Below are 24,514 nucleotides of genomic sequence, written 5' to 3'. Positions count from 1 at the left end.
TTAATAAACCCCAACCTCACTGCCCGGCTGCGCTGCAATCTTGAACAGTTTGAAAACATAGTCCGCCGCCGAGCGGAAACAGACAATGCGGAAGGTCTCGGCGTCGTCCATCCAGAAGGCACCGGCCACCTGCGCCAAACGCGATCGGCGGATCTGGCCGGGTTGGAATGCTTCAGCCGACAGCTCGACCGGGGCCAGTTTGCCAAGAACCTCACGCGCATTGGAGCCCGACACCCGGAACACTGCCCGGGCATCTGAAACGTTGACCGCCAGCGCGTGCGTGGTGCTCAGCGCGTTGGTCATCGCGGCGAGTTTGGCCTCGACCTCAGCATAAGGCACCAACACCAGCAACTCGTCGGTGGACATCCAACAAACACCGGTGTCGCCGTCGACAAGTGCTTCACGTTGGCCAGGCACCTTCTGCCCGGTGGCATCCTTTACAGCCTTAGCCAGCACCTTATCGGACAAATCACCGCGTAGTGTGATCATGCCCTGCAGACCGCATTCCTCAACCTTGGCGATGCCATCATAAGAGGCGTGGTTCAGTGCGCTGATGGGTTCAGACATTCTGCTTCTCCCCGTCCTTGTCATAGAAGATCGGGTCCACGATCTTGGCTTTGTAAGTTTTGCCATCGGTGCCCGGGAACTCGACCACTTCGCCCATACGATCGGGGCCGTGTTTGATCAGGCCCATGGCGATGCCTTTGCCCAGATTGGTCGAGTAGTAGGTCGAGGTTACGCGCCCGATCATGTTGCGCTGGCCATTGGCATTGACGCCTTCGCCCACCGCATAGGCACCGTCTGGCAACACCGATCCATCCACAGTCTCAAGACCAACCAGTTTCCAGCGCTCGGGATCGGCCATATGGGTCCGCGAATGGGCACGTTTGCCGAGGTAGTCCTCTTTCTTCTTCGACAGCGCCCAGTGCAGCCCCAGATCCTGCGGGATCACGGTGCCGTCAGTCTCGTCGCCGATCATGATAAAGCCCTTCTCGGCCCGCAGGATGTGCAGACATTCGGTGCCGTAAGGCATCACGCCGAACTCCTGCCCAGCCTCGATCAGAGCGTCCCAGAACGCCTGCCCCTGAGAGGCGGGAACCGCGATCTCATAGGACAGCTCGCCAGAGAACGATATGCGGTAGGCCCGCGCGTCGAACGCGCCGATCTTACCGTCACGCCATTCCATGAACGGCAGCGCCTCTTTCGACAGATCCATACCATCGAGCTTTTCAAGCACCTTGCGGGCGTTGGGACCAACTACAGCAACCTGCGCATACTGCTCGGTCACGTTCGCGACGTAGACTTTCCAGTCCCACCACTCGGTCTGCAGCCATTCTTCCATGTGACCGTGGATACGTTCGGCCCCGCCGGTGGTGGTGTGGCACAGCCATGTGTCCTCATCGATGCGTGCAACAACGCCGTCGTCGATCAGGAAACCATTCTCGGAACACATCAGACCATAGCGACATTTGCCGACCTTCAGCGTGGACATCATGTTGGTGTACATCATGTCCAGGAACTTGCCCGCATCAGGGCCTTTGACGATCAGTTTGCCGAGTGTCGAGGCGTCCAGCAGGCCGAGGTTTTCGCGGGTGTTCTTGACCTCGCGATTCACCGCATCATGCACGGACTCACCGGAACGCACATAAGCATACGTCCGACGCCAATGACCGACTGGTTCCCAATCAGCGCCATTTTTGTCGTGCCAATTGTGCATCGGCGTCTGCCGGATCGGTTGGAACACGTCACCGCGCGCTTCGCCACCAATCGCACCCATCGAAATGGGCGTATATGGCGGGCGGAAAGTAGTGGTTCCCACTTTCGGGATCTCGGACTCAAGCGCATCAGCCAAGATCGCCAAGCCATTGATGTTACTCAGCTTACCCTGATCCGTCGCCATACCCAGAGTGGTATACCGCTTGGTGTGTTCAACACTCTCGTAGCCTTCGCGGGCTGCTAGCTGCACATCAGAGACTTTGACGTCATTCTGAAAGTCCAGCCATGACTTCATGCGCAGCTGAATCTCTGCGTTGGCAGGCATGAGCCAGACGGCTTCCATCGCAGCTTCTTCGGTGGTTTCACCAACAGGAGCCTTGGTGTTTTTGGGTTTGAAGCCCGCTGCTTTCGCGGCTGCTTTACCTGCCGCATGTGCATCAGTCAGCACCTCGGCCAATGCCAGTGGTCCGTTCGACGCCCCAGCTGCAACGACGAACCCATCGCCATCGGCACCCAGAGGCGGACGCGCCGGGTCGGGACGGAAATGGGCCTGGGCCTCATCCCAGATCAGCTTGCCACCACAATGCGACCACATGTGAACAACCGGAGACCAGCCGCCCGACATCGCAACCGCATCACACTCAACCTCTTCGCGCGCGCCGCCGATGCCGTTCTGGTTGCAAAGCTCGACCTTTTTCACGCGCTTGCCGCCTTTGACCTTTGCAATCGCCTTGCCCGGATCAACACGGATGCCCAGCTGTCGCGCCTCTTCTGCCAACGGACCTGCGGTATCGCGCGCATCGACCACGCGCAGAACATCCACACCTGCCTGCTTCAGAATTATCGCCGTCCGATAAGCATCGTCATTGTTCGTCGCAACGATGACCCGCTCACCCGGTGCCACACCCCAGTTTACCAAATAGTCGCGCATTGCTGCGGCCAGCATCACACCTGGTACGTCATTCCCAGCGAAGGAAAGCGGTCTTTCGATTGCCCCAGTCGCCGTAAGCACCTGTTTGGCGCGGATCCGCCACAGACGGTGACGTGGCCCCTGGGTGCCGGGCTTGTGGTCGGTTAGGCGTTCGTATCCCAACACATAGCCATGATCATAGACCCCTGCCCCCATGCAACGGTTGCGCATGGTGACATTGTCCATTGTTTCGAGTTCGGAAACTAATTGTTCCACGAACTTATCCACAGGCTCACCGCCGACAGTTCCACCATCAACAGGGGCGCGACCACCCCAATGGGCGGTCTGCTCGATCAGCAACACCTTGGCACCCGACTGCGCAGCCGTTTTGGCCGCTTGCAGACCTGCGATACCACCACCAATCACCAGAACATCGGTGAAAGCATAGAAGTGTTCGTAGGTATCCGCGTCCTTGGTTTCCTTATCCGGCGCTTTGCCCAGACCCGCTGACTGACGAATGAATGGTTCATACACATGTTTCCAGAACGGCTTCGGGTGGATGAACATCTTGTAATAGAAACCGGCCGGCAAGAACCGCGACAGATGCGTGTTGATTGCACCAATGTCGAACTCAAGATTCGGCCAGTGGTTCTGCGACACCGAGGTCAGACCATTGAACAGTTCGGTGGTGGTCGCGCGCTGGTTCGGTTCGAAGCGGCTGCCCTGCCCCAACCCGACCAGAGCGTTAGGCTCTTCCGCACCGCTGGCAACGACGCCGCGCGGACGGTGATATTTGAACGACCGGCCCATCATCATCTGGTCATTGGCCAGCAGAGCAGAGGCAAGCGTGTCGCCTTCGTAACCCTGCATTGAGGTGCCATTGAAGGAAAAGTTGACCGGTTTCGACCGGTCGATCAGCCGGCCTTGTTTTGCGAGACGGGTGCTCATAGTACAGACCTTTCGCAGGCGGAATTACAGTTGGCAGAGCTGATCATTTGTACTCTCTCCACGACCAGCCAGGTCGCTTTGCAGTGATAGCGTCCTTGATTTCTTGCGGTGGCTCTGTTGTTTGGGCCGTGTATGTGCCGAACACTTCGAGCGATTGAGTGCAACGGGCGGCGTGGAACCACTTGCCGCAACCGTTGGCGTGGCGCCAGCGTTCGAAATGAACACCCTTGGGGTTTTCACGCATGAACAGGTAGTCATGGAATTCGTCATCAGACGAACCAGGGCCAAAGCGCTTCAGATGCGCCTCGCCACCAGCAGCCAATTCAGTTTCTTCGGCGTCGACGCCGCAATAGGGGCAATTTAGGATCAGCATATGTTCATCCTTTTGGCGGTTGGTCGACAACTTGGCCGACCAAAATTCTAATCAGTGGCGCGTTTGGGCTGTACCCCTAGTGCGCCACCCCGGCGGCGACGCTTTCGTCGATGAAGCGGCCCTCTTTGAAGCGGTCGAGCGAGAAGGCTTCAGTCAGCGATGAGTGGCCGGTCGCCATCAGCTGTGCCATGCCCCAGCCGGATCCCGGGATCGCCTTGAAGCCTCCGGTGCCCCAGCCACCGTTAATAAAGCAGCCCTGCAACGGCGTCTTCGACAGGATTGGAGACCGATCGCCAGTCATGTCCACGATACCGCCCCACTGGCGCAGCATCTTGAGGCGGGAGATCATCGGAAAGGTCTCGACCAGCGCACGGACGGTTTCCTCAATGTGGTGGAACGAACCGCGTTGGGTGAAGTTGTTGTAGGCGTCTGTACCGCCACCGATCACCATCTCGCCCTTGTCGGACTGAGACATATAACCATGCACCGTGTTGGCCATGACGACCACATCCATGCAGGGTTTGATTGGCTCGGACACCAGCGCTTGCAGGGCAACGGCCTCGAGCGGCAGACGGAATCCCGCCATCTCGGCCAACTGGCCAGAATGGCCCGCAACTACGATGCCCAGTTTGTCACAATCAATGGCACACTTGGTGGTGTCGACACCGACAACGCGGCCATTTTCCTGGCGCACTCCCGTAACTTCGCACTGCTGGATGATGTCCATACCCATTGCGGAACATGCACGTGCATAGCCCCACGCCACGGCATCATGGCGCGCGGTGCCGCCACGCTCCTGCCAGAGCCCGCCCAGAACCGGATAGCGCGGGCCTTCCAGATTGATGATCGGCACCAGCTCTTTCACGCGCTCGGGTCCAATCCACTCGGTCTGAACACCCTGCAGCGCATTCGCATGCGCGGTGCGCTGATAGCCGCGAATCTCGTGCTGAGTCTGCGCCAGCATGATCACGCCGCGCGGGCTGAACATGATGTTGTAGTTCAACTCCTGGCTAAGATCCTCGTACAAGCCGCGCGCCTTTTCGTAGATCGCCGCCGAAGGGTCCTGCAGATAGTTCGAACGGATAATGGTCGTGTTCCGACCCGTGTTGCCACCGCCCAGCCAGCCCTTCTCGATCACTGCAACATTCTGAATGCCGTAGTTCTTCCCGAGATAGTAAGCAGTTGCCAGACCATGCCCACCTGCACCGACGATGATAGCGTCATAGCGCTTTTTCGGTTCAGGAGAACGCCAGGCGCGTTCCCACCCGGTATGGTAGCGCAGCGCTTCGCGCGCCACAGCAAAGGCTGAGTAGTGTTTCATGAGCGAATCCGTTCGGTCTTCGATGATTGGCGCAGATATGCCGTGCATTGACATATTAGCCCTGCCGCACAACGTCGCAATAATGCACTATTGCGACATGACCGCCCCTAGCGGCCATTTGTCCCTTTTTTCCATGCGCAGACAGGTCTAAGTCAGGGCAACCATTTTGGAGGGACCATGTCGTTTTGGGTTCTCATCTTCCTGATTGCACTGCTCATCGCCGTTTTTTTGGGTTACACCATGCTGCGCGGTCGTCGCGGCACTGGCCCTACCGCCGCCTATGACCTGCGGGTCTATCGCGAACAGCTAACAAGCGTTGATCGAGACTTGGCGCGCGGGGTAATCGCAAAAGCCGATGCCGAACGCGTGCGCACGGAAATCTCGCGCCGAATCCTGGCTGCTGATGCGCAGATGCGCGGCGAGGCTGAAAGTACAGGACCATCGCCAACGGTTACCGTCGTAGCCTTCGTCGTCATGGCGGCGATACTGATTTGTGGAGCGCTGGCAATGTATCGCCAACTGGGCGCTGCCGGATTTCCAGATATGCCACTTTCGGCGCGGTTGGAAATGGCAGAAGAACTGCGCGAGAACCGGCCTGGCCAGGCAGAAGCCGAGGAATTGGCTACGCCGGTGCAAGCACCGCCACTGGACGAAAGTTACGAAAAGCTTCTGAAACGATTGCGCGAAACAGTGGCCGTACGACCGGATGATCTGCAAGGGCAAACTCTGTTAGCGCAGCATGAGACCAATGCCGGAAACTTTAAAGCAGGTTATGAGGCGCAGACGCGTGTAATCGAGCTGTCGGGTGAAAGCGCACCGGCACAAGCTTATTCCGATCAGGCCGAGATGATGATTCTGGCCGCTGGTGGTTATGTCTCTCCCGAAGCGGAGGAGGCATTGCGATACGCGCTCGAGCGAAATCCAAGATTGGGTCCTGCGCGATATTATTGGGGACAAATGCTGGCGCAGACCGGACGACCAGATATGGCCTATCGGGTTTGGGTGGACACATTGCGCGACGCACCTGCAGGTGCGCCTTGGGCAGACGCCATTCGTGCCCAGATCGACGATTTGGCGTTTCGCGCAGGGGTATTCAACGCGCCGGATCTGTCTGCAACGCCAGCGGCACCAGGTCCCAGCCAGGAAGATATGGACGCTGCCGCCGAGCTATCGCCCGAAGAACGTCAGGACATGATACGAGGAATGGTGGATCGGCTTTCTGAACGGCTGGCCAGCGAAGGTGGATCGCCCGAGGAATGGGCGCGACTGATCGCAGCCTTAGGCGTATTGGGCGAAGCGGCGCAGGCGATAAAAATTCGTGACGAGGCTGTTGCAGTTTTCGCGGGCAACGATCAGGCGTTGCAAATGATCGACGCTGCATCAGTTCAGGCTGGTATCGCACAATGATCCACGACGCCTTCGAGGAATTCGCCGCCGCCCTTTCACCGATGTCAGCCCTCATGGGTCTGGATCTGGGCGAGAAAACCATTGGGGTTGCGGTGTCCGACCGAATGCGTGGCGTTGCGACTCCGCTTGAAACTGTTCGTCGCAAGAAATTCACGCTAGATTCCGCGCGTCTGATCGAAATTGTCACTGACCGTGAGATCGGGGGTATTGTCTTGGGGCTGCCCCGCAACATGGACGGCAGCGAGGGACCAAGATGTCAGTCCACGCGTGCATTTGCCCGTAATCTGGCACGTTTAACCGAGCTGCCCATCGGGTTTTGGGACGAACGGCTTAGCACGGTTGCGGCAGAAAAAGCACTGTTGGAGGCGGATACGACACGAAAACGTCGCGGACAGGTTATCGATCACGTCGCCGCCGGCTATATCCTGCAAGGGGCGCTTGACAGACTGCGCTTTCTTTGACGGATCGGATATCGCCAATGACGAATATGGTTTGGAAACGGAACGAGGTCGAAAGCCCTTGCATCCAGATCTGCGTCGTTCACCCGACCGAGCGTATCTGCACTGGTTGCTATCGTACAATTGACGAGATCTCGCGATGGTCCAAAATGGATAGCAGCGAACGGGCCGAGATAATGCAAGACCTTCCCGAACGCAAACCGCGTCTGGCCAGGCGTCGTGGCGGGCGTGCCGCACGTTTGGGCAATTCATAAAGCTAGATGTCAGAGTTTAGGGTTCTGAGTTGGTGGCAATTCTTGGAGCATATTTCGGTCTCGTAATTCTGCGCTGAACAATTCGACCAATTCAGCCCGATTTGCCGCTTGTTTCAAGTTTTTGCGCGCTTCATCTGGGACGCTGCTGACTCGAGGTCGATCCGACCTTTCCCAAATCAAAATTCGGTTCAAAACTGAGCGGAGTTTCATCTTAGGGCCAGATCAAAAAAATAGCCGCGCCGCTGTGGTTCAGACCCGAACTCTGAGGGGGTAGAAGAGCCCGGAGACCGAAGGTCGAGTGAGTGGCAGCCCACAGCGGCGCGAAACAGTTTTCACCCTTCCCTCGCAACGTGGGAAAGATAAAACGCACACTTTAATTTTTTGACCAGCCAGTCAATAAAAACGTACTCGATAGCCTGCATTCCGTAACGTCACCTTGGAAAAGATCAATTTGGCGCCGGTCAAGGCATTGTTTCCAATAGCTATTACTTGAGCAAGCTTACCCTGCCGCAAGCCAGGTTTTCGCATTTTCGAACTCTTCTGCAGGAAAATACTGTGTCCGGGTCCCCAATACGTGACTGGCCATGCGTTGCGCCATCTTTTGCCAGCTCTTATCGCCAACAATCGCTGCACGGTCCAACATACCGATATGACCAGCGGCCAACCGAAAATGCGCCGCCATCGCAGTAAGCCCTTGCCAGCCATCAAATTCGCGCAGATCGATCAGGAGACGAAATCCGTCGCGTTCACGTAACATTGCATCCAGGTCGGATTGCGCCTGACCGTATTCTTCAGAATCAAGCTTGCCCATCAGACTAATCTGAACACACGACCCACCAAGATCGGTCACATGGATCGCCCCGAGAGACTCACGCATCCAGCGGCGCGCCTCTTCCACTTCATCCATCCCAAAAACCTGCACAGGGCACGGAAGTATGGGGGCGGCCAATCGGATACTTGTCTGAACCCAACCTTGATCGGCGACAACCCCGATCCGATCAAAACCACGCCAATGACTGAGCCCCAGCTTGGTATCGGACCATGCCGCGCCGAGGTCGTATCCTTTGAACTCGGGCGTTGCGATCGCCAGCAGGCGAACCGAATCGTGATCCTCAAGCGCCGCCTCGATTGCGGGCACCAATGTGGCGGCGTAATCCGCGCTTGTCACCTCGCCTGAAAGCTCCACTTCGATCAGCGCACCATCAGAGTTTGTATGAACTGTAATCATCTAAATCATCCTCCAAAGCCAAATAATGGCAGGAGGTTACGGAGTTTCCAGCCATTGTGCCACACCGCCCGGTAACTCGGGACGGAAATAGGCGATCATCCGTCCATCAGGCCCGGCATTCGCATCAGCGCCCCATGGGGCAACACCATGCAGACAGTGACGATGCAACAGATAGGCCTCACCCGGCCGTGCAGGCAGTTCAATCCGCCGACAGTTTTGAAACACCTCCAGTCGGGCAGCCTGATAGGTATCCGTGATATCAGTGTTGGCCAATTCGCCCGAAGAGACATCTTTCAGCGCGTTGCGGAACGCTGCACCAAGTATTTTATGGCTACCATCCCAAACCACCATCGGTGAGGCATCACATGACGCTTCTGTCAGCGGAATGCCCAATATCCAGGCATGCGGTTCATCCACGTGCCGTCGCCGGTCTGGTCCCGATGGCTTCAATCCATCCACATGCGCAGCATCGCGATTGGCGCGATATCGTGCGGCGGCTTCACTTTCACCCCGGCGGGGCTGAGGATACCCAGGATAAATGACCGATACCTGCGCCTTATGCAGGTCGATCACCCCGAATTGTCGATACGCAAATTCTATTGCCGTGCCGGACAACGCAGGCGACCCTTCCACCCTGCCCTGCGCGTCGTTTTCCAGCGCGTCCACACCGATGAACCAAGTCCCCTCGCAATCATGCCAGATAGAATGTAGCGGATCGTCGATCGCCTTGCGGGCCGCAGGCAAAACCTGCGCCACCCATTGGGCGAGTGCTGCATCATGAGAAAACCTGACCCAACCGCGGTTGTAAAAGGCGTCTACCATCCCAGTGCCTTGCGCAGCATATTCAACGCCACGAGCGTAAGGAACACCGCAAATACGCGTCTAAGCGGTTTCGGGTCCATCGCATGAGCAAGCTTTACGCCCCATGGCGCAGTGATCATGGTCATGGCCACAACGATACTGAAAGCCACAAGATTGACCGCTCCAATGGTCAGAGGCGGGCGATGCTCAGGTGCGATGTTAAGAAACAGAAAGCCCAGCACCGATGGCACTGCGATGATCACGCCAAATCCAGCGGCGGTCGCAACTGCGCGATGGATCGGAGTGTTGTATAGGCTCATGAGTGGGACACCAAAGCTGCCCCCGCCGATCCCCATTAAAACCGATAGAAATCCGACCGAGGGGGACAAGGCGGCACGGCGCAAACCTTTGGGCATCGCGTCCCCCAGCCTCCATTCGGATTTACCCAATCCCAGATAGGCTCCGATGACCATGCCAAGAATACCGAATAGCGCCTGCAACAACTCTGTTCTCAGCGCCGAAGCCACCAGGACGCCGATAACCGCACCAGCCGCAATGCCCGGACCCCAACTGCGCAAAATATCCCAATCAACCGCACCTTTTTTGTTGTGGCTCAGCACCGAACGGACGGAAGTCACTATTATAGTCGCCAGCGAAGTTGCCAGACACAATTGCATCAACTGTGGGCCGCCATATCCAAGTGTTTGAAACGCATAGAAGAAAGCAGGCACAAGCACGATACCGCCCCCAACGCCCAACAACCCGGCCAAAACCCCTGCGAAGGCGCCAATTACAAGCAATAGCCCCAGCATCTGGGCCAGCAACATCGTATCCGGCATCATCCCTCCAAATCAGCCAAGGGCCGTGTCAAACCGCCTGCTCTACCGATGCATTCGACACAATCGAATCCAGAGCCTGCAGGATCACTTCAGGCCCTGCATTTTCGCGCACTGCGCCCTCAGATAGCATCCGCCGCCACCCCCGCGCACCCGGACGTCCTGCGAACAGACCCAGCATATGACGTGTGATCTGGTGCAATCGCCCACCACCGGCAAGATGGGCTTCGATATAGGGCAACATTTTTTGAACCACGTCCATCGGATCTGCAATCTGGCCGATTCTAAAAATCAGCGGATCTGCTCCGGCCAGAATATCCGTTGGCTGATGATAGGCCGCGCGCCCGATCATGACGCCATCAAGCCCTGCGTCCAGTTGCTCCTGCGCTTGTGCCAGCGATGTAATTCCGCCGTTGATCGAAATGTGAAGGTCAGGAAAATCTGCCTTCATCTGATGAACCAGTTCGTAGTCAAGCGGAGGGATATCTCTATTTTCCTTGGGGCTTAGCCCTTGCAGCCATGCCTTTCGAGCGTGGATTGTGACACGCTCACATCCCGCCGCTTTGATTTGCTCAAGGAAAACGGGCAGCACTTTTTGAGGGTCTTGCTCATCAACCCCTATCCGGCACTTTACAGTTACTTCAGCCTCCACGACCTCACGCATTGCCGCAACACATTCCGCAACACGCGCAGGTTCGCGCATCAAAACGGCGCCAAACGTGCCCGATTGCACACGGTCGGACGGGCAGCCACAATTCAAATTGATCTCATCATACCCAGCCTCGGCCCCCAACTTGGCAGCCAGTGCCAACTCGCTTGGATCGGACCCACCCAGCTGAAGCGCGATTGGATGTTCCTGGGGGCTGTATTCAAGCAAATGCAACGCCCCGCCCCGAACCAAAGCGGGTGCCGTCACCATTTCGGTGTACAACAGCGTTCGCGAACTCAGCAGGCGATGCAGATACCGACAGTGACGATCCGTCCAGTCCATCATAGGGGCGACAGAAAGGCGGGCGGCAATGCGGGTTTCTGAAAACTTAGCGTCCGGCATGTCTCAACTACACCTCTAGAATGCGGTTTATGGCAAGCGCCGGATCACCCCCGAGACCTTATTCGGCAATCGATGCAAGTCCGGGGAAATGGTACCGCCTCCCTGGCTTGAACAGGGGACCTCTGGATCCACAATCCAGCGCTCTAACCAACTGAGCTAAGGCGGCACTCGTGAGGGGCGATTTAGCGAAGGCGTGCGAGGATTGCAAGGGGATTAAAGCCGAATTCGCCAGCTTTGTTCCACCAGATCGACCCCAAAAGAATGTACCGGCTTGCTGTCTGTAAGCTGCCATCCAAACGAGCGGTAAAGCCCGCAGGCCGCAGCGTGGCTTTCATGAGTCCAAAGCGCCATTTCACGATATCCCGCGCTACGCGCAAAGCCCATGCAGGTGGTCAAAAGACGCTTGCCAAGCCCCAGCCCGCGAGCTTCGGGCACCAGCAAAAACAAGCGCAGCTTGGCAGTGTGATCGTCCTGCGTGACACAGAATATACTTCCAAGTCGCTCACCTGCGCGCTCGGCAATCCAACCGCATTCGCGTTCCGAGTTACTATTGGCAATAAAATCCTCAAGAATTCGCGCCACCAGAGGGGCGAAAGTCTCGTCGAACCCCTCATCGCGGGCATACAGCGCACCGTGACGTTCCACCAGCCACGCGGTGTCATCTGGACGAAAGGGCCTAAGGTTGATGTCATCCATTCCCTATCTGACCCTATAGCCCGCTTGATTCTCAACCCGTTGCACGCTAGCACCAAGGCTGAATTCCCGGAGGCACAAATGGGCATCAACACCGAACGCGAAATCGAAGCGAACCTGCAGATCGGCCCCACCGATCAGGGTATGGTGCGTCTGTTTATTGAAGGTTCCGATATTGAGATTCCGATGGATTTTGACCCGGAAGAGGCCGAAGAAATCGCCGAGGAAATCCGCGCCGCTGCTCAGGCAGCGCGGGCAGTCAGCAGTTAAAGTCGCGGATCACGCAGCGTATGCAGCCTGCGGGCTGCGTCTACAGCAAATTTCTGGATCATCTTCTTTCTTCGCGCCGGAGCCACTTTGCTTTCCGGGCTCATTCGGATGATCTCGGCATCATATGCGTCTGCAATAATCAACCCTGTGTCTTCAGGCAGCAAATCGGTCGGAAAGTCAGTATCTACCGCCCAAAAGAATCGATCACACCATTCCAGATAGCCCTGCCACTTAGAGTCTGACTGATAGTCAGCCCGACTGGATTTGCACTCGATCACCCACAGCTCGCCCTTTGGGCCCAAGCCCATCACATCGACGCGCAGACCCCGTGCCGGTACAAATTCCTCAATTGAAACATAGCCATGGGTTAGCAAATGTCGCGAAACACCGCGTGCCAGTTTTTGTCCAGGTTGTAGATCGAGTGTCATACCTAAAATGTGAACAATTAGCGAACAAAAATCAAGCTCTTGACATGGTACCATTTGGTATCTCATTAATATGGTACCTAATGGTATCATATGGAGTGTGCCATGGACCCGAAGATTCAAAACGCCTTCCGGGCGCTTGCTGACCCTACCCGTCGGGACATTGTGCAGATGTTGGCCGCCAAGGACATGACGATCGCACAACTCACCGAACGCTTCGACATGACACGGGCGGCGGTCAAAAAACACCTGACTGTTCTGTCAGATGGAGGTCTGATTACGGTCGAAGCAAAGGGCCGTGAACGCATTAATCGGCTTGAACCCAAGGGGTTGGCCCCTGTTCTGGACTGGCTCAGCTATTTTGATCGGTTCTGGGACGACCGCCTTTCGAACTTAAAAGAAGCGATAGAGAGGAATAAAAAGTGACCAATGCCGTATTGCAAAAGACCATATTCTTGCGGGCCGAGCCCGAAACTGTTTGGGCTTACCTAACCGAACCTGACCGTCTGGCAGAATGGTTCCACAAACCCGAACAACCTTTGGCAGCAGGCACTAAGCTCGAGATGTTCGGGACGACCAGCGGTGAACTTCTGATCTGGGGTGAAGTGCGTGAGGCGCGCCGCCCGGAATACCTGGAATACACATTCACCGTCAAACCGATGGGTAACGCCGTGAGCGTGGTCAAATGGATCTTGGAACCGGTCCCGGGCGGTACACGCCTTGGCTTGTTGCACGAAGGGCTACCACAAGGGGTCGACGCCTTTGGCCTGATCCTTGCACTGGACAACGGCTGGGACGAACATTTCGGTAAGATGCGCACAGCACTGCACGAAACTGTTGATGCATAACCCCTTGTGCGAACCCGCTTCACGCCCTACTTAAGCGCTTGGCGGGTTCTGCCCTTCTCGTGCACGGCAGCATTCCGGTGGCCTTAAGCAATTCCGAGGGAGCTGGCTCTGTTCAGGTCCTGGCCTGATTACCTGGCGCCCACCTGTATACACAGGTCCTCGGGAATCAAAGCCCCACGGTTGACTGGTGGTCCCGCCACATTTTCCCTTTTCAGATCAATGATCTGATCGCACTTCCTGTTTGACGACTGCAGGTCGGAAATTGTGGGCAACAGCTGATCCGCCGCGCGGCCCCTGGGGTTTTTCTGCCATGCTCATGATCTTGTAGGCGAACTGAACCCCTGCAAATACGATCCCGTTCATAAACCAGATCATCACCAATGCGATCAGTCCGATCTCTGACCCTGTAATCAGGTGGCGCAGGTTGGCAACGTTCATCGCCAGAAGCACCCCGACAAAAACAGCCGAGATGGCAAAGCCCCATGCAACTTGAGTGATATACAGTCGGACCAGTTTGGGCATGGTGAACCTCCTTGCGCTCTGCCTTTCAGGCTAGCGCGAATCTGGTCCGGGTAAAGGCGTCAGAACGCCTCGGGCTGAGCCTCGCGCGCCATGTGATCCAGCACAGCGTTGACGAATTTGGGTTCTTTCCCTTCGGGGAAGAATGCACGTGCCACGTCGACAAATTCAGTGATGACGACTTTGGGCGGTGTGTTGCTTTGGGTCAGCTCCGCTCCAGCGGCTCGAAACAGGGCGCGCAGGGTCGGATCAATGCGCGCGATGGGCCATTTCGCCACTAGCGCGCGGTCGGTCATCTGGTCGATGGGGGCCTGATAGTTCACGGCGTCATCCACCAGTTTGCGGAAGACGCTGATATCGCCATCCAGCATTTCTTCGCCTTCGTAGACGGCGCCAAAACGGTGATCCAGAAACTCGGTTACAACTACCTCAGTCGTCTGACCCGATTGCTCCATCTGGAATAACGCCTGCACGGCATAGAGGCGTGCGGCGGATTTCATTAGGCGTTTCTGGTTGGCCGGTTTCGGCGCGTCTGTCTTGGTCATGCGGTTGTGGATCCGTTGCTGTCGCCCGCCACAAGGATGGACTCGGACGACGGCTTGAAGCCCACGCCCTTTTGGGAAGAGCCCCACTTACGGCTGAGCGCGATCAGATGCAAGGCCGCAGCGGCGGCTCCGCCGCCTTTATTCATCTTTTCAGGGTTTGCGCGAACTTCGGCCTGATCGTCATTCTCGACCGTCAGAATGCCATTGCCGATGCACAGGCCCTGCAGGCCCATCAGCTGGATAGCACGGCTCGAGTCGTTGCAGACTGTTTCATAATGCGTGGTCTCGCCGCGAATGACACAGCCCAGCGCGACATAGCCGTCAAAATTGCACTGACGGTCGGCCATGGCGATAGCAGTCGGAATTTCCAACGCGCCGGGAACTTCGACAACCTCGCAGGTACCGCCAGCCGCCTCGATCTCGGCTTTGGCACCTGCAATCAGGTTGTCGGCAATCGCGCGATAGAACGGAGCCGCCACAATTAGCAACTTCACCGGTTTATCGAATGTCGGCGTCGGCAGGATACCATGTTTGTCTTGTTCAGCCATTTTCAGTCTTCCTTGAGGATCGAGCGAGTTCCGACAATGGACAGCCCAAAGGCGTCGAGCCCCAGATATACAGTTTCGGGTGAATCAGTCAGCAACACCAGTTCCTGAACACCCATCTTGGATAGAATCTGCGCACCCAGGCCGGTTTGCTTGATAGTCCGTGGACCTTCATCTTCGGCAGCATAGAGAGAATTGCGGGGCTGGCGGAACAGGCAAACCACTCCCCGCCCCTCTACGGCTATCTTCTCCATCGCGCGAGGCAGCTCGCGCGAGGATTTCGGGCCGAGCCCCAGAATATCGGGCGCTTCATGCAAAGCATGGGTCCGGGTCAGCACCGGCTCGGGCGTGGTGATATCACCCTTGATCATGACAACATGTTCGATGCCATGGGTCTGATCGGTAAAAATCCGCATCTCCCATTCGCCACCGTATTCCGAGGTCACCGTCTCACGCGAGGTTTCGACGACCAAATTATCATTACGCGAGCGATAGCTGATAAGGTCGCTGATTGTCCCAATCTTCATGTCATGCTCTTTGGCGAACTCTACCAGATCAGGCAGGCGCGCCATGGTGCCGTCGGGGTTCATGATCTCACAGATCACTCCCGCTGGCTTCAACCCGGCCAGACGCGAGATATCCACTGCCGCCTCGGTATGACCCGCGCGCACAAGCACCCCACCGCGCTTGGCACGCAACGGGAACACATGGCCCGGTGTCGCAATATGTGCCATCGTGTTTTGCTCGTTGATCGCGGTCGCGACGGTCAGCGCGCGGTCAGCGGCGGAAATACCAGTGGAAACTCCCTCGCGCGCCTCAATCGAAACGGTGAACGCCGTCTCGTGACGTGATGAATTGTTAACGGCCATCATCGGCAGCCCAAGATGATCAATCCGTTCTGCTGTCATGGGCAGACAAATCAGCCCGCGCCCATGGGTGGCCATGAAGTTGATGGCATTCGCGTCGGCAAATTCTGCAGCAATTACGAGGTCGCCCTCATTCTCGCGATCTTCGTGATCGACAAGAATGTACATCCGGCCTTTGCGGGCCTCTTCGATGATGTCCTCGATCGGGCTGATCGCCTCGCGCAACTGGGCCTCAACCGGTCCGGGGGTTTCAAAGCTCATGGGGCAGCCTTTCGCATGGCAGGTTTGCTGGCGAAATAGACCACGTGCGCGTCAATGACCAGCCCGTATGCGCTCGGGTTTGTGCGATCCGCCCTTGGCATTGGAATGTGCAACAAGTAATTCTATCTGAGACGGGCGCAAAAAACAGGCCACGGCTGGGGTAAATACCCCTGTTTCGATACGTCGATATTGTTGCCATTTTCTGAACCTTAGAGGTGCAAATGTGGGCTTTGTCCACAAATTGCCGCAATCAAGCCCTCGGAATGCCCGATATCAAAGGCACCTAAAACTCAACAATTCCCTAGTGTGTCGAGATATCGAGCCCAGTGTCCAAGACCGCCTATCTCCCTGCTTCTAATGCAGTTCTGATAAATTCCCTTTGGCGTAACAGGCTGTTATTGTCACTGGTTGCGCTGCAAATCGCATGCGCCATCGCCGTCAGCCTCTATGTGGGCCGGTCATTTTGGGATTCCTCGACCCCCATCCTTATAGGGATATCGCTCCGTCTGCTTTGCTTTATGTTCGCAAATTTCATCCTCTGGAGGCTTGGTGTTGCGATTTTTGTGGTCAAACCGAAAAAACCAATTCATTGGATGTTGCAAGACCTGCGGACCAAACTGACAGACGCCGAAAAAGCACCCGACGTTTTGATCTGCTTCGTCAGCATCGTTGCCCTGATCGTAACCTACACATTTTTGAAGAACGAAATACACTCGTTGAATCCCTCACTTTGGGACGCGCAGTTTGCGCAATGGGACAGGTTCTTACACGGCGGCGTCGATCCCTGGACTTTGCTAAGGCCCGTCCTTGGGTCGCCAGTGATTACAACAGCTTTGAATGCTGCCTACCATATCTGGTTTCCGATGCTTTATATCGCCGTCTGCGTGGCCTGTCTCGATCGCCGGGATGCGATCCGCAGCACGGTTTTCCTAGTCGCCTTTGTGCTGTGCTGGTTTGTCGGGGGTAACGTGATCGCGACGATCTTTGCATCTGTCGGTCCTGTTTATTATGAACCCTTCAATCTGGGCACAGATTTCGTTCCGCAGATGGAATTGCTGCGTCAATCACATGAAATCAGCCCGGTCTGGGCGCTGAAAGTGCAAAGCACGCTGCTGGATGGCTTTCAAAATTCGGGGCTCGCACGGGGTATCTCAGCGATGCCCAGTATGCATGTCGCTTCAAGCGCGCTCCTGGCGTTGTATGGGTTCACTTATTCGCGGTGGCTGGGCTGGGGGCTGACGGTGTTTACCTTTGTCATCCTGTTGGGATCGGTACATCTTGCGTGGCATTACGCCATTGATGGATATGCTTCGATCCTGTTGGTCCTTTTCTTCTGGTGGCTGGCCAAAAGGCTCACGGCACGGTTCGGGCCGGGAACCTGAGATTCAGGACATCTCGGCCAGACGGGCCACGTATCTGGCCAGAGTATCGATCTCAAGATTCACCTTGTCACCGACCGCGACATCACCCCATGTGGTGACCTCTTTGGTATGCGGGATGAAGTTGATACCGAAGTCACATCCCTCAACATCGTTGACCGTCAAAGACGTGCCGTTCAGCGCTACCGATCCTTTTGGCGCGATAAACCGAGCAAGATCAACGGGTGCGCGCAAAGTCACACGCGTGCTATCGCCCTCGTCAGCTACCGCAATCACTTCGGCTACGCCATCAACATGACCCGAGACGATATGCCCCCCCAGTTCATCCCCGACTTTCAAGGCGCGCTCCAGATTTACCTGCGTGCCGACCTGCCAGTGATCCAAATTGGTCTTCGAAACCGTTTCGGCGCTGATCTGAACATCGTACCAGTCGTCCCCCAGCGCGATAACGGTCAGACATACACCATCGCTTGCGATCGAAGCACCCATATCGATCCCTGCTGTGTCATAGCTGGTCCTGATCCTTGCCCGTAGGTCACCCTGCTGGTCAAGTTCGGCAACAGTGCCAATATCGGTGACGATCCCTGTAAACATTTCATCAACCCCAAGAGCCTAATTTCAATAATCGAGGTAAAGGCACCCAGCCCGACGGACAAGCCCTGCCTTGCCCAGAATCCAACAAAGAGGCATAATTTCATCCAAACGTTCCACGAATATTCCTTGCGAGCAGACTATATGGCATCTTCAACCACCTGCCCTGACCGGCGTGTGTTCCTGTTCCTGCAAGGTCCCCATGGTCCATTCTTCAATGCACTAGGTGGTATGCTGCGCGCGGCCGGAGCCAAAGTCATCCGTGTTGGGTTCAACGCGGGCGATCAGGCGTTTTGGAGCGACACGACCAGCTTTATTCCCTATCTGGGGAATCCCGACGATTGGCCAGCTACATTCACCGACATAGTTACACTCAATGGTGTCACTGATATCGTACTCTATGGTGATACCCGGCCTATCCATGCAAATGCGGTTCGAATTGCGAAATCACGCGGCATTACTATCCATGTTTTCGAAGAGGGATATCTGCGCCCCTGGTGGGTGACGTATGAGCGCAACGGCTCGAACGGAAACTCGCGTTTGATGGAGCTTGATGTGGAAGAGATGCAGACGGCATTGGCGCAGTCTGAGGGTCAAACTCCTCCGCCGCCCTCGCATTGGGGGGATATGCGCCAGCACATTTTCTACGGCGCGCTTTACCATTGGTTCGTGATGTTCATGAACCGGCGCTATCGAAATTTCCAGCCTCACCGCGAGCTACCGGTCGCCAAAGAGTTTCAGTTGTATTTCAAGCGCCTGGCACTGATGCCAATCCACAGATTACAGCGAAGATGGGCGACAACTCGGGTCAGGCGGGGGGGCTTTCCCTATCACCTTGTCCTGTTGCAACTGGGTCATGACAGCTCGGTGCAGTCCCATTCGGATTATTCCTGCATGAGTGAGTTTCTCAGCCAGGTGATTGACGGTTTTGCCAAGGGCGCCCCTGCGCACCACCACCTCGTCATCAAAGAGCATCCGCTGGAAAACCATCGTGAACCACTTCGGCAAATGGCCCAGCGCATGGCCGAAAAACTCGATATCACTGATCGAATTCACTATGTCCCGGGTGGTAAGTTGGCAAAACTTCTCGATGAAGCAAGATCAGCGGTAACTGTGAATTCAACTGCAGGCCAACAAGCCCTGTGGCGCGGCATTCCCCTGCGCAGTTTCGGACGGTCGGTATATGACAAGCCTCAGTTTGTTTCCCGGCAGCCAATCGAGGCTTTTTTTGCTGAACCCAATGCTCCGGACAGCAAAGCCTACCGGGACTATCGACAATTTCTTCTCAATACCAGTCAGATTCCGGGTGGCTTCTATTCCCGAAAAGGACGTCGACAATTATTGCGCCGTGCCGCAGATATGATGCTTATGAAACAGGGGCCATATCAGTCGGCACTGGAAGACAACGAGGCCGCAACGCCACAGTTGCATCTTGTTAAGTAACTTGAATCAACCCGTTGCTGGATGTTTGGCATTGAAACGGGTAACCTGCCCAAAACAAAGACGACTGAGGTAAATCGGCAGTGCAGCGTTTTCCTACCCGATGGATACGGGGGGCTTCCTTTGTGGTGGTCCTTGGTTTGCTGGCAGCGTGTCAGCTTCCGAAATCCGGACCTAACAAAACAGAAATCCTGGCCGGTTCTATCGAAAACGGCGGCAACGCATTTGTTGTCGAAGTCGACGACCGCGTGGCACGTGCCGCCTCTGCGGTTCCGCATTACGGGTTCTCACAATCTTTTCGCAGCGCCCAAAGCATTGCGTCTGATACTGTGCGTCCCGGCGATGTTCTAAATCTTAGCATCTGGGAGAATGTCGACGACGGGTTGCTGACTTCAGAAGCTGGTGGTGCGACCAATCTGGATCAGGTTCAAGTCGACAATGACGGATATATTTTCGTTCCCTACGCTGGTCGGCTGCGTGCGGCGGGCAATACTCCCGAGCAATTGCGCACCCTGATTTCCAGCAAACTGGAAGAGCAAACGCCGGACCCACAGGTTCAGGTTACGCGCACGCCAGGCAATGGGTCGACTGTTTCTTTGACCGGGACCATCGGTGCACCGGGTATTTACCCGATCGAGCGCCCGACAGGAACCTTGTCGACCATGCTCGCACAAGCGGGAGGCGTCGCAGTTGCATCGGATATAGCTTTGGTTACCGTGATCCGCGGAAATCAAAAGGGAACGATCTGGTACAACGATCTTTTCCGAAATCCGGAAACCGACATCGCCCTGCGCGGCGGTGATCGCATTCTGGTTGAACAGGATAGCCGCTCGTATATTGCACTGGGTTCGACTGGGCAGTCCCGCGTGGCGTTCGAAAGTCAGGATTTATCGGCTCTCGAAGCTCTGGCACAAGTTGGGGGCCTTCAATCGCTGTCGTCAGATCCGACCGGGATATTCATTCTGCGCGACGAACGGCAGGACATTGCACGTAGCGTTATGGGGCGCCCCGAGCTGACGGGTGATCAACGCATGATCTACCTGTTGAACCTGACCGCACCCAACGGCTTGTTTGTTGCACGTGATTTTGTGATCCGCGACGATGACACGATCTATGTCACCGAAGCCCCATATGCACAGTGGAGCAAATCAATCTCGCTGATCGCCGGAGGTCTGACGCCATTTGCGAATGTAGCGACACTTACAGGAAACTAGTGGATGTTTCCTGAACCGGAGAGCATGGCCGGGGGCGAACGCTCCCGGCTATTTGTTTACAACGGTGGTTTCCTGACACAACGGCGTGTGCGCCGGATCCTGTCTTTGTCCGGGTATGACATTCGGCTTGGTCTGCCCCAACACGAAGATCTTGTTGGGGTCTGGGGCAACAGCCCAACTGCTCATCGCGGCTTGACCATAGCGCGGAAACGCGATGTGCCCATCTTACGGATCGAAGATGCGTTCCTGAGATCTCTGCAACCCGGACGCAGCGGCGAGGCCCCGCTGGGATTGCTGCTTGACCGTGCAGGTCTACATTTTGATCCTACTACGCCATCCGATTTGGAAACCCTGCTTACGACACATCCGCTGGATGACACTGCCCTGCTGGATCGCGCGCGGGGCGCGATTGTGCGCCTACGCGAATTGCACCTCAGCAAATACTCTGCCTACGATCTTGACCAACCACCCCCTGAACCCGGCTACGTTCTGGTAATTGATCAAATCCAGGGAGATGCAGCAGTTACTGCGAGCCACGGCGACTATGCGCGGTTCCGCGAGATGCTGGTCATCGCACAAGAGGAAAACCCAAGCGCGCGTGTCATCATCAAAAGCCATCCCGAAACGACCGCAGGTCATCGAAAAGGATATTTTTCTGATCAAGATCTGAATGACCGCGTGTCCATTCTGGACCACCCCATAAGCCCTTGGTCACTGTTGGAAGGCGCTATCGGTGTTTATACACTGTCGTCACATATGGGTTTTGAGGCCATTCTGGCGGGACATAAACCCCGAGTGTTCGGGCAACCGTTTTACTCAGGGTGGGGGCTGACACAGGACGACGTCCCCCTCCCCCGTCGACAACGCAACCTCACGCGGGCGCAGCTTTTTGCAGCAACAATGATCCTGTATCCGCGCTGGTACGACCCCTATCAAGACTGCTTGTGCGAATTGGAAACCGTGATCGATACACTCGAGGCGCAGACCCGCGCTTGGAGACAGGATCACAAAGGTTGGACTGCATCGGGTATGCGGGTGTGGAAGCGGCGGCGCCTGCAGCGCATTTTCGGTCAACACGGTAAGCTGCGTTTTACATCCGAGCAGCCAAAAGATACCGCATATCCCCATATGGCCTGGGCGAGCCAAGCGCGTGATACTTTGAGCGCAACACGCGTCGAGGATGGCTTTCTACGCTCGCGTGGATTGGGTGCGGAATTGGTGCCACCGCTTTCGCTTGTGACCGATGATATCGGTATTTACTACGACCCGACCCACCCCAGCCGGCTAGAGGAATGGATCACCGCGCGAGAGACGCTGCGACCGGACCAGAGGCTTCGATCAGAACGGCTGATAGCCCGGTTGCTCTCTGACGGCCTGAGCAAGTACAACGTCGGTCATCCTGCCCCGGACCTGCCAAAAGGCCATCGCATTCTGGTGCCGGGGCAGGTAGAAGATGACGCCTCGATCAGACTGGGTACAAGCAATATTCGCAACAACCTCGATCTGCTGCGTGTAACGCGCAAGGCCAATCCTGATGCTATTCTGATTTACAAACCTCACCCGGATGTCGAAGCCGGATTGCGAGAGGGCAAAATCGAATCAGATTTGGCTGACATTGTGGTCAAGCGCACCGACCCCGCCACCCTGATGACTCAGGTAGACGAGGTTTGGACTATGACCTCTCTGCTGGGGTTCGAAGCTTTGCTGCGCGGTGTCAAGGTCACGACGCTAGGCGCGCCATTCTATGCTGGGTGGGGGTTGACGACAGATTTGGGGGCTGTGCCTGCTCGTCGCGGCGCGCAGCCTTCATTGATGGGCTTGGTACACGCAACCCTGATCGACTACCCGCGATACTTTGATCCCGTGACTGGACAGGCTTGCCCAGTCGAGATCGCGGTTGAGCGGCTTGCGCACGGCGCACCAACGGCGACAGGACCTATGAACCGCCTTCTGTCCAAACTACAAGGAATGATGGCAACGCATGCGCGTTGGTGGCGCTAAGGCCTAATGCGTGACGCGCGCCCAACGGTGCAGGATATCACCGCCAACAACCTGCGTTTCGATCAGATCGAACCGGGGTGCGGTTTCCAAAGTATTCAACCCTAAGGCTCCGATCGCCGAAAGACCTTCGGCTCCGATCGTAAGCCCGGCGGTGAAACCAACCAGCTCATCGACCAGATCACTTTCTAGCAAAGACGCAGCCAAAGCTGATCCGCCTTCACAAAAGACGCGCGTCAGCCCCGCTTGCCCGAGCTGGTGCAGCAGATCAGCGGCTTCAACGTGATGATCGTCCAATGCGCATGGGATCAGTCGCGCACCAAGCCCCTCCCAGGCGCGGGCGCGATCAGGATCCGGATGAGGACCATGGCAGAGCCAGACCGGAATTTTGGACGCGGTCCGCGCGAGATGCCCCATCAAAGGCAAGTCCAGATGCCGAGACACCACCACGCGGACCGGCTGGCGTTCTACGCCTAAATCGCGAACCGTCAGCGACGGATCATCAGCCCGCGCCGTTCCCGCGCCGACCATGACCGCATCATGGCGGGCCCGCATGGCGTGCACTGCACGGCGTGCATTGGGGCCGGTGATCCACTGGCTGTGCCCGGTTTCCGTGGCAATCCGACCATCAAAGCTGCTGGCCAGTTTCAGTGTTACAAACGGTCGACCTTGCTCGGTTTTCAGAAAGAACCCCGCGTGATCCCGTGCCGCCTGTTCGGCCAGAACCCCGGTAACGACATCAATCCCAGCTTCACGAAGCAAGGTGAACCCTTGTCCAGCCACACGCGGGTCACTGTCTTCGATTGCCGAGACAACACGTGCAATTCCAGCCTCGATCAATGCTTCGGCACAGGGTGGCGTTTTTCCGTGATGCGAGCAGGGTTCAAGAGAGACATACGCTGTCGCCCCTTGTGCCGCCTCGCCTGCTTGGGCAAGTGCGATGGGTTCGGCATGCGGGCGGCCTCCGGGCTGCGTCCAGCCGCGTCCGACAATACGCCCATCGCGCACGATCACGCACCCGACGGACGGGTTCGGCCAACACGTGCCCTGGCCGCGCCGCCCCAAAGACAAGGCAAGCGCCATAAGTCGCTTATCTGCTTCGTTCACTCGTCCGTCGAAGGTTGCGGCGGGCGCAACTCGTGGACAAACTCCTCGAAATCGTCGGCCGCCTGGAAATTCTTGTACACACTCGCAAAACGAACATATGCGACCGTATCAATCCGGGCCAGCGCTTCCATGACAATCTCACCGATTTTGTTCGATGGGATATCGGTTTCACCCATGCTTTCCAATCGGCGAACGATACCCGAAATCATCTGGTCGATCCGCTCCGGATCAATCGGCCGCTTCTGCATCGATATGCGGATTGAACGCTCAAGTTTGTCGCGGTCGAAATCTTCTCGTTTTCCATTGGTCTTGATCACAACCAGATCGCGCAACTGTACACGCTCATAAGTCGTAAACCGTCCCCCGCAGGCCGGACAAAACCGGCGTCGGCGGATCGCGACGTGATCCTCTGCCGGGCGTGAATCTTTGACCTGAGTATCGATATTTCCGCAAAACGGGCAGCGCATCCGCCGTCTCCTCGTCCCTAGTTCGGCCTCTTTTGTAAGCGCT

27 protein-coding genes and 1 tRNA gene are annotated in these 24,514 nt (G+C 56.5%); 10 read left to right on the top strand and 18 right to left on the bottom strand.

The window, feature by feature from the left end; genetic code table 11:
• The 4 genes from ACR3EJ_RS10645 to ACR3EJ_RS10630 form a co-directional block, all read right to left on the bottom strand.
• Window positions 1–567 carry a sarcosine oxidase subunit gamma family protein gene (locus ACR3EJ_RS10645; RefSeq protein ID WP_170540726.1) on the bottom strand — a complete coding sequence of 189 codons (567 nt, stop codon included), beginning with the start codon at window positions 565–567 and terminating at the stop codon, window positions 1–3.
• Window positions 560–3,574: a sarcosine oxidase subunit alpha family protein gene (locus ACR3EJ_RS10640; RefSeq protein WP_170540729.1), complete on the bottom strand. Its 3,015-nt coding sequence runs from the start codon at window positions 3,572–3,574 to the stop codon at window positions 560–562. The genes ACR3EJ_RS10645 and ACR3EJ_RS10640 overlap by 8 nt, the downstream gene beginning before the upstream one ends.
• Window positions 3,575–3,617: 43 nt before the next feature.
• Window positions 3,618–3,947, bottom strand: coding sequence for a sarcosine oxidase subunit delta (locus ACR3EJ_RS10635; RefSeq protein ID WP_170540732.1), 330 nt, complete (start codon window positions 3,945–3,947; stop codon window positions 3,618–3,620).
• A 76-nt stretch (window positions 3,948–4,023) separates the two neighbouring features.
• The gene (locus ACR3EJ_RS10630; protein ID WP_170540735.1) at window positions 4,024–5,268 is read right to left on the bottom strand and encodes a sarcosine oxidase subunit beta family protein; all 1,245 of its coding nucleotides are present in this window, start codon (window positions 5,266–5,268) and stop codon (window positions 4,024–4,026) included.
• A gap of 177 nt (window positions 5,269–5,445) precedes the next feature.
• Here ACR3EJ_RS10630 and ccmI point away from each other — a divergent pair, with 177 nt between their 5' ends.
• The 3 genes from ccmI to ACR3EJ_RS10615 are packed head-to-tail and all read left to right on the top strand — an operon-like array spanning window position 5,446 to window position 7,387.
• Window positions 5,446–6,675: a c-type cytochrome biogenesis protein CcmI gene (gene ccmI, locus ACR3EJ_RS10625; protein ID WP_170540738.1), complete on the top strand. Its 1,230-nt coding sequence runs from the start codon at window positions 5,446–5,448 to the stop codon at window positions 6,673–6,675.
• Window positions 6,672–7,136, top strand: a complete 465-nt coding sequence (ruvX, locus tag ACR3EJ_RS10620; protein ID WP_170540741.1) for a Holliday junction resolvase RuvX — start codon at window positions 6,672–6,674, stop codon at window positions 7,134–7,136. Before ccmI ends, ruvX begins: the two co-directional genes overlap by 4 nt.
• 17 nt (window positions 7,137–7,153) lie before the next feature.
• Entirely contained in the window at window positions 7,154–7,387 is a 234-nt protein-coding gene (locus ACR3EJ_RS10615) for a DUF1289 domain-containing protein (protein WP_170540744.1), read from the top strand.
• Between the two features lie 499 nt (window positions 7,388–7,886).
• Here ACR3EJ_RS10615 and ACR3EJ_RS10610 read toward each other — a convergent pair whose 3' ends face one another.
• The 6 genes from ACR3EJ_RS10610 to ACR3EJ_RS10585 form a co-directional block, all read right to left on the bottom strand.
• The gene (locus ACR3EJ_RS10610; protein WP_170540747.1) at window positions 7,887–8,615 is read right to left on the bottom strand and encodes a SpoIIAA family protein; all 729 of its coding nucleotides are present in this window, start codon (window positions 8,613–8,615) and stop codon (window positions 7,887–7,889) included.
• A 36-nt stretch (window positions 8,616–8,651) separates the two neighbouring features.
• Window positions 8,652–9,437: a hypothetical protein gene (locus ACR3EJ_RS10605; protein ID WP_170540750.1), complete on the bottom strand. Its 786-nt coding sequence runs from the start codon at window positions 9,435–9,437 to the stop codon at window positions 8,652–8,654.
• A complete protein-coding gene (locus ACR3EJ_RS10600; protein ID WP_170472371.1) occupies window positions 9,431–10,255 on the bottom strand; it encodes a sulfite exporter TauE/SafE family protein in 825 nt (274 codons plus the stop codon). The genes ACR3EJ_RS10605 and ACR3EJ_RS10600 overlap by 7 nt, the downstream gene beginning before the upstream one ends.
• 28 nt (window positions 10,256–10,283) lie before the next feature.
• Window positions 10,284–11,303 (bottom strand): tRNA dihydrouridine(20/20a) synthase DusA, encoded by a 1,020-nt coding sequence (gene dusA, locus ACR3EJ_RS10595; RefSeq protein WP_170540753.1) that lies wholly within the window; start codon window positions 11,301–11,303, stop codon window positions 10,284–10,286.
• An 89-nt stretch (window positions 11,304–11,392) separates the two neighbouring features.
• Window positions 11,393–11,469: transfer RNA gene (locus ACR3EJ_RS10590), tRNA-His, on the bottom strand.
• A 47-nt stretch (window positions 11,470–11,516) separates the two neighbouring features.
• Window positions 11,517–11,999 (bottom strand): GNAT family N-acetyltransferase, encoded by a 483-nt coding sequence (locus ACR3EJ_RS10585; protein WP_170540757.1) that lies wholly within the window; start codon window positions 11,997–11,999, stop codon window positions 11,517–11,519.
• A gap of 78 nt (window positions 12,000–12,077) precedes the next feature.
• Between ACR3EJ_RS10585 and ACR3EJ_RS10580 the strand changes: the two genes are divergently transcribed.
• On the top strand, window positions 12,078–12,266 hold the full coding sequence (locus ACR3EJ_RS10580; RefSeq protein WP_170540760.1) for a DUF6324 family protein: 189 nt from the start codon (window positions 12,078–12,080) through the stop codon (window positions 12,264–12,266).
• On the opposite strand, the gene ACR3EJ_RS10575 is transcribed toward ACR3EJ_RS10580, so the two are convergent.
• Window positions 12,263–12,694, bottom strand: coding sequence for an MmcB family DNA repair protein (locus tag ACR3EJ_RS10575; RefSeq protein ID WP_029621999.1), 432 nt, complete (start codon window positions 12,692–12,694; stop codon window positions 12,263–12,265). The two genes, ACR3EJ_RS10580 and ACR3EJ_RS10575, sit on opposite strands and share 4 nt — an antisense overlap.
• 102 nt (window positions 12,695–12,796) lie before the next feature.
• On the opposite strand from ACR3EJ_RS10575, the gene ACR3EJ_RS10570 reads away from it, so the two are divergent.
• Both ACR3EJ_RS10570 and ACR3EJ_RS10565 read left to right on the top strand, forming a co-directional pair.
• On the top strand, window positions 12,797–13,117 hold the full coding sequence (locus ACR3EJ_RS10570) for a metalloregulator ArsR/SmtB family transcription factor (protein ID WP_170540762.1): 321 nt from the start codon (window positions 12,797–12,799) through the stop codon (window positions 13,115–13,117).
• The gene (locus ACR3EJ_RS10565) at window positions 13,114–13,539 is read left to right on the top strand and encodes an SRPBCC family protein (protein WP_170540765.1); all 426 of its coding nucleotides are present in this window, start codon (window positions 13,114–13,116) and stop codon (window positions 13,537–13,539) included. Before ACR3EJ_RS10570 ends, ACR3EJ_RS10565 begins: the two co-directional genes overlap by 4 nt.
• Before the next feature lie 216 nt (window positions 13,540–13,755).
• On the opposite strand, the gene ACR3EJ_RS10560 is transcribed toward ACR3EJ_RS10565, so the two are convergent.
• The 4 genes from ACR3EJ_RS10560 to ribB are packed head-to-tail and all read right to left on the bottom strand — an operon-like array spanning window position 13,756 to window position 16,275.
• The gene (locus ACR3EJ_RS10560; RefSeq protein WP_170540768.1) at window positions 13,756–14,061 is read right to left on the bottom strand and encodes a hypothetical protein; all 306 of its coding nucleotides are present in this window, start codon (window positions 14,059–14,061) and stop codon (window positions 13,756–13,758) included.
• A gap of 59 nt (window positions 14,062–14,120) precedes the next feature.
• On the bottom strand, window positions 14,121–14,603 hold the full coding sequence (gene nusB, locus ACR3EJ_RS10555) for a transcription antitermination factor NusB (protein WP_170472382.1): 483 nt from the start codon (window positions 14,601–14,603) through the stop codon (window positions 14,121–14,123).
• Complete coding sequence (locus ACR3EJ_RS10550; RefSeq protein WP_170540772.1) at window positions 14,600–15,151, bottom strand: 6,7-dimethyl-8-ribityllumazine synthase; 552 nt, start codon at window positions 15,149–15,151, stop codon at window positions 14,600–14,602. Before ACR3EJ_RS10550 ends, nusB begins: the two co-directional genes overlap by 4 nt.
• Before the next feature lie 2 nt (window positions 15,152–15,153).
• Window positions 15,154–16,275, bottom strand: a complete 1,122-nt coding sequence (ribB, locus tag ACR3EJ_RS10545) for a 3,4-dihydroxy-2-butanone-4-phosphate synthase (RefSeq protein ID WP_170540775.1) — start codon at window positions 16,273–16,275, stop codon at window positions 15,154–15,156.
• A 398-nt stretch (window positions 16,276–16,673) separates the two neighbouring features.
• Here ribB and ACR3EJ_RS10540 point away from each other — a divergent pair, with 398 nt between their 5' ends.
• Entirely contained in the window at window positions 16,674–17,657 is a 984-nt protein-coding gene (locus tag ACR3EJ_RS10540) for a phosphatase PAP2 family protein (protein ID WP_480422931.1), read from the top strand.
• Window positions 17,658–17,660: 3 nt separating this feature from the next.
• Here the strand turns inward: ACR3EJ_RS10540 and ACR3EJ_RS10535 are convergent, their stop codons facing one another.
• A complete protein-coding gene (locus ACR3EJ_RS10535) occupies window positions 17,661–18,248 on the bottom strand; it encodes a riboflavin synthase (RefSeq protein WP_170472388.1) in 588 nt (195 codons plus the stop codon).
• A 141-nt stretch (window positions 18,249–18,389) separates the two neighbouring features.
• Here ACR3EJ_RS10535 and ACR3EJ_RS10530 point away from each other — a divergent pair, with 141 nt between their 5' ends.
• From ACR3EJ_RS10530 to ACR3EJ_RS10520, 3 genes are all read left to right on the top strand, one after another.
• On the top strand, window positions 18,390–19,688 hold the full coding sequence (locus ACR3EJ_RS10530) for a capsular biosynthesis protein (RefSeq protein ID WP_170540778.1): 1,299 nt from the start codon (window positions 18,390–18,392) through the stop codon (window positions 19,686–19,688).
• Between the two features lie 80 nt (window positions 19,689–19,768).
• On the top strand, window positions 19,769–20,899 hold the full coding sequence (locus tag ACR3EJ_RS10525; protein WP_480422930.1) for a polysaccharide biosynthesis/export family protein: 1,131 nt from the start codon (window positions 19,769–19,771) through the stop codon (window positions 20,897–20,899).
• Window positions 20,900–20,902: 3 nt separating this feature from the next.
• Complete coding sequence (locus tag ACR3EJ_RS10520) at window positions 20,903–22,900, top strand: capsular polysaccharide biosynthesis protein (protein WP_170540781.1); 1,998 nt, start codon at window positions 20,903–20,905, stop codon at window positions 22,898–22,900.
• Between the two features lie 3 nt (window positions 22,901–22,903).
• Here ACR3EJ_RS10520 and ribD read toward each other — a convergent pair whose 3' ends face one another.
• On the bottom strand, window positions 22,904–24,004 hold the full coding sequence (gene ribD / locus ACR3EJ_RS10515) for a bifunctional diaminohydroxyphosphoribosylaminopyrimidine deaminase/5-amino-6-(5-phosphoribosylamino)uracil reductase RibD (protein ID WP_480422929.1): 1,101 nt from the start codon (window positions 24,002–24,004) through the stop codon (window positions 22,904–22,906).
• Window positions 24,001–24,471 carry a transcriptional regulator NrdR gene (nrdR, locus tag ACR3EJ_RS10510; RefSeq protein ID WP_008756450.1) on the bottom strand — a complete coding sequence of 157 codons (471 nt, stop codon included), beginning with the start codon at window positions 24,469–24,471 and terminating at the stop codon, window positions 24,001–24,003. The genes ribD and nrdR overlap by 4 nt, the downstream gene beginning before the upstream one ends.
• Between the last annotated feature and the right edge of the window lie 43 nt (window positions 24,472–24,514).

The sequence above is a fragment of the Ruegeria sp. AB11 genome (assembly GCF_056536325.1).
This window is presented reverse-complemented; position numbering and strand designations above follow the sequence as displayed.

Bases quoted from the DNA above. Each gene is read 5' to 3' on its own strand.
- ACR3EJ_RS10645 (WP_170540726.1), bottom strand. From the start codon at position 567: ATGTCTGAACCCATCAGCGCACTGAACCACGCCTCTTATGATGGCATC.
- ACR3EJ_RS10640 (WP_170540729.1), bottom strand. From the start codon at position 3,574: ATGAGCACCCGTCTCGCAAAACAAGGCCGGCTGATCGACCGGTCGAAA.
- ACR3EJ_RS10635 (WP_170540732.1), bottom strand. From the start codon at position 3,947: ATGCTGATCCTAAATTGCCCCTATTGCGGCGTCGACGCCGAAGAAACT.
- ACR3EJ_RS10630 (WP_170540735.1), bottom strand. From the start codon at position 5,268: ATGAAACACTACTCAGCCTTTGCTGTGGCGCGCGAAGCGCTGCGCTAC.
- ccmI (WP_170540738.1), top strand. From the start codon at position 5,446: ATGTCGTTTTGGGTTCTCATCTTCCTGATTGCACTGCTCATCGCCGTT.
- ruvX (WP_170540741.1), top strand. From the start codon at position 6,672: ATGATCCACGACGCCTTCGAGGAATTCGCCGCCGCCCTTTCACCGATG.
- ACR3EJ_RS10615 (WP_170540744.1), top strand. From the start codon at position 7,154: ATGACGAATATGGTTTGGAAACGGAACGAGGTCGAAAGCCCTTGCATC.
- ACR3EJ_RS10610 (WP_170540747.1), bottom strand. From the start codon at position 8,615: ATGATTACAGTTCATACAAACTCTGATGGTGCGCTGATCGAAGTGGAG.
- ACR3EJ_RS10605 (WP_170540750.1), bottom strand. From the start codon at position 9,437: ATGGTAGACGCCTTTTACAACCGCGGTTGGGTCAGGTTTTCTCATGAT.
- ACR3EJ_RS10600 (WP_170472371.1), bottom strand. From the start codon at position 10,255: ATGCCGGATACGATGTTGCTGGCCCAGATGCTGGGGCTATTGCTTGTA.
- dusA (WP_170540753.1), bottom strand. From the start codon at position 11,303: ATGCCGGACGCTAAGTTTTCAGAAACCCGCATTGCCGCCCGCCTTTCT.
- ACR3EJ_RS10585 (WP_170540757.1), bottom strand. From the start codon at position 11,999: ATGGATGACATCAACCTTAGGCCCTTTCGTCCAGATGACACCGCGTGG.
- ACR3EJ_RS10580 (WP_170540760.1), top strand. From the start codon at position 12,078: ATGGGCATCAACACCGAACGCGAAATCGAAGCGAACCTGCAGATCGGC.
- ACR3EJ_RS10575 (WP_029621999.1), bottom strand. From the start codon at position 12,694: ATGACACTCGATCTACAACCTGGACAAAAACTGGCACGCGGTGTTTCG.
- ACR3EJ_RS10570 (WP_170540762.1), top strand. From the start codon at position 12,797: ATGGACCCGAAGATTCAAAACGCCTTCCGGGCGCTTGCTGACCCTACC.
- ACR3EJ_RS10560 (WP_170540768.1), bottom strand. From the start codon at position 14,061: ATGCCCAAACTGGTCCGACTGTATATCACTCAAGTTGCATGGGGCTTT.
- nusB (WP_170472382.1), bottom strand. From the start codon at position 14,603: ATGACCAAGACAGACGCGCCGAAACCGGCCAACCAGAAACGCCTAATG.
- ACR3EJ_RS10550 (WP_170540772.1), bottom strand. From the start codon at position 15,151: ATGGCTGAACAAGACAAACATGGTATCCTGCCGACGCCGACATTCGAT.
- ribB (WP_170540775.1), bottom strand. From the start codon at position 16,275: ATGAGCTTTGAAACCCCCGGACCGGTTGAGGCCCAGTTGCGCGAGGCG.
- ACR3EJ_RS10535 (WP_170472388.1), bottom strand. From the start codon at position 18,248: ATGTTTACAGGGATCGTCACCGATATTGGCACTGTTGCCGAACTTGAC.
- ACR3EJ_RS10530 (WP_170540778.1), top strand. From the start codon at position 18,390: ATGGCATCTTCAACCACCTGCCCTGACCGGCGTGTGTTCCTGTTCCTG.
- ACR3EJ_RS10520 (WP_170540781.1), top strand. From the start codon at position 20,903: ATGTTTCCTGAACCGGAGAGCATGGCCGGGGGCGAACGCTCCCGGCTA.
- nrdR (WP_008756450.1), bottom strand. From the start codon at position 24,471: ATGCGCTGCCCGTTTTGCGGAAATATCGATACTCAGGTCAAAGATTCA.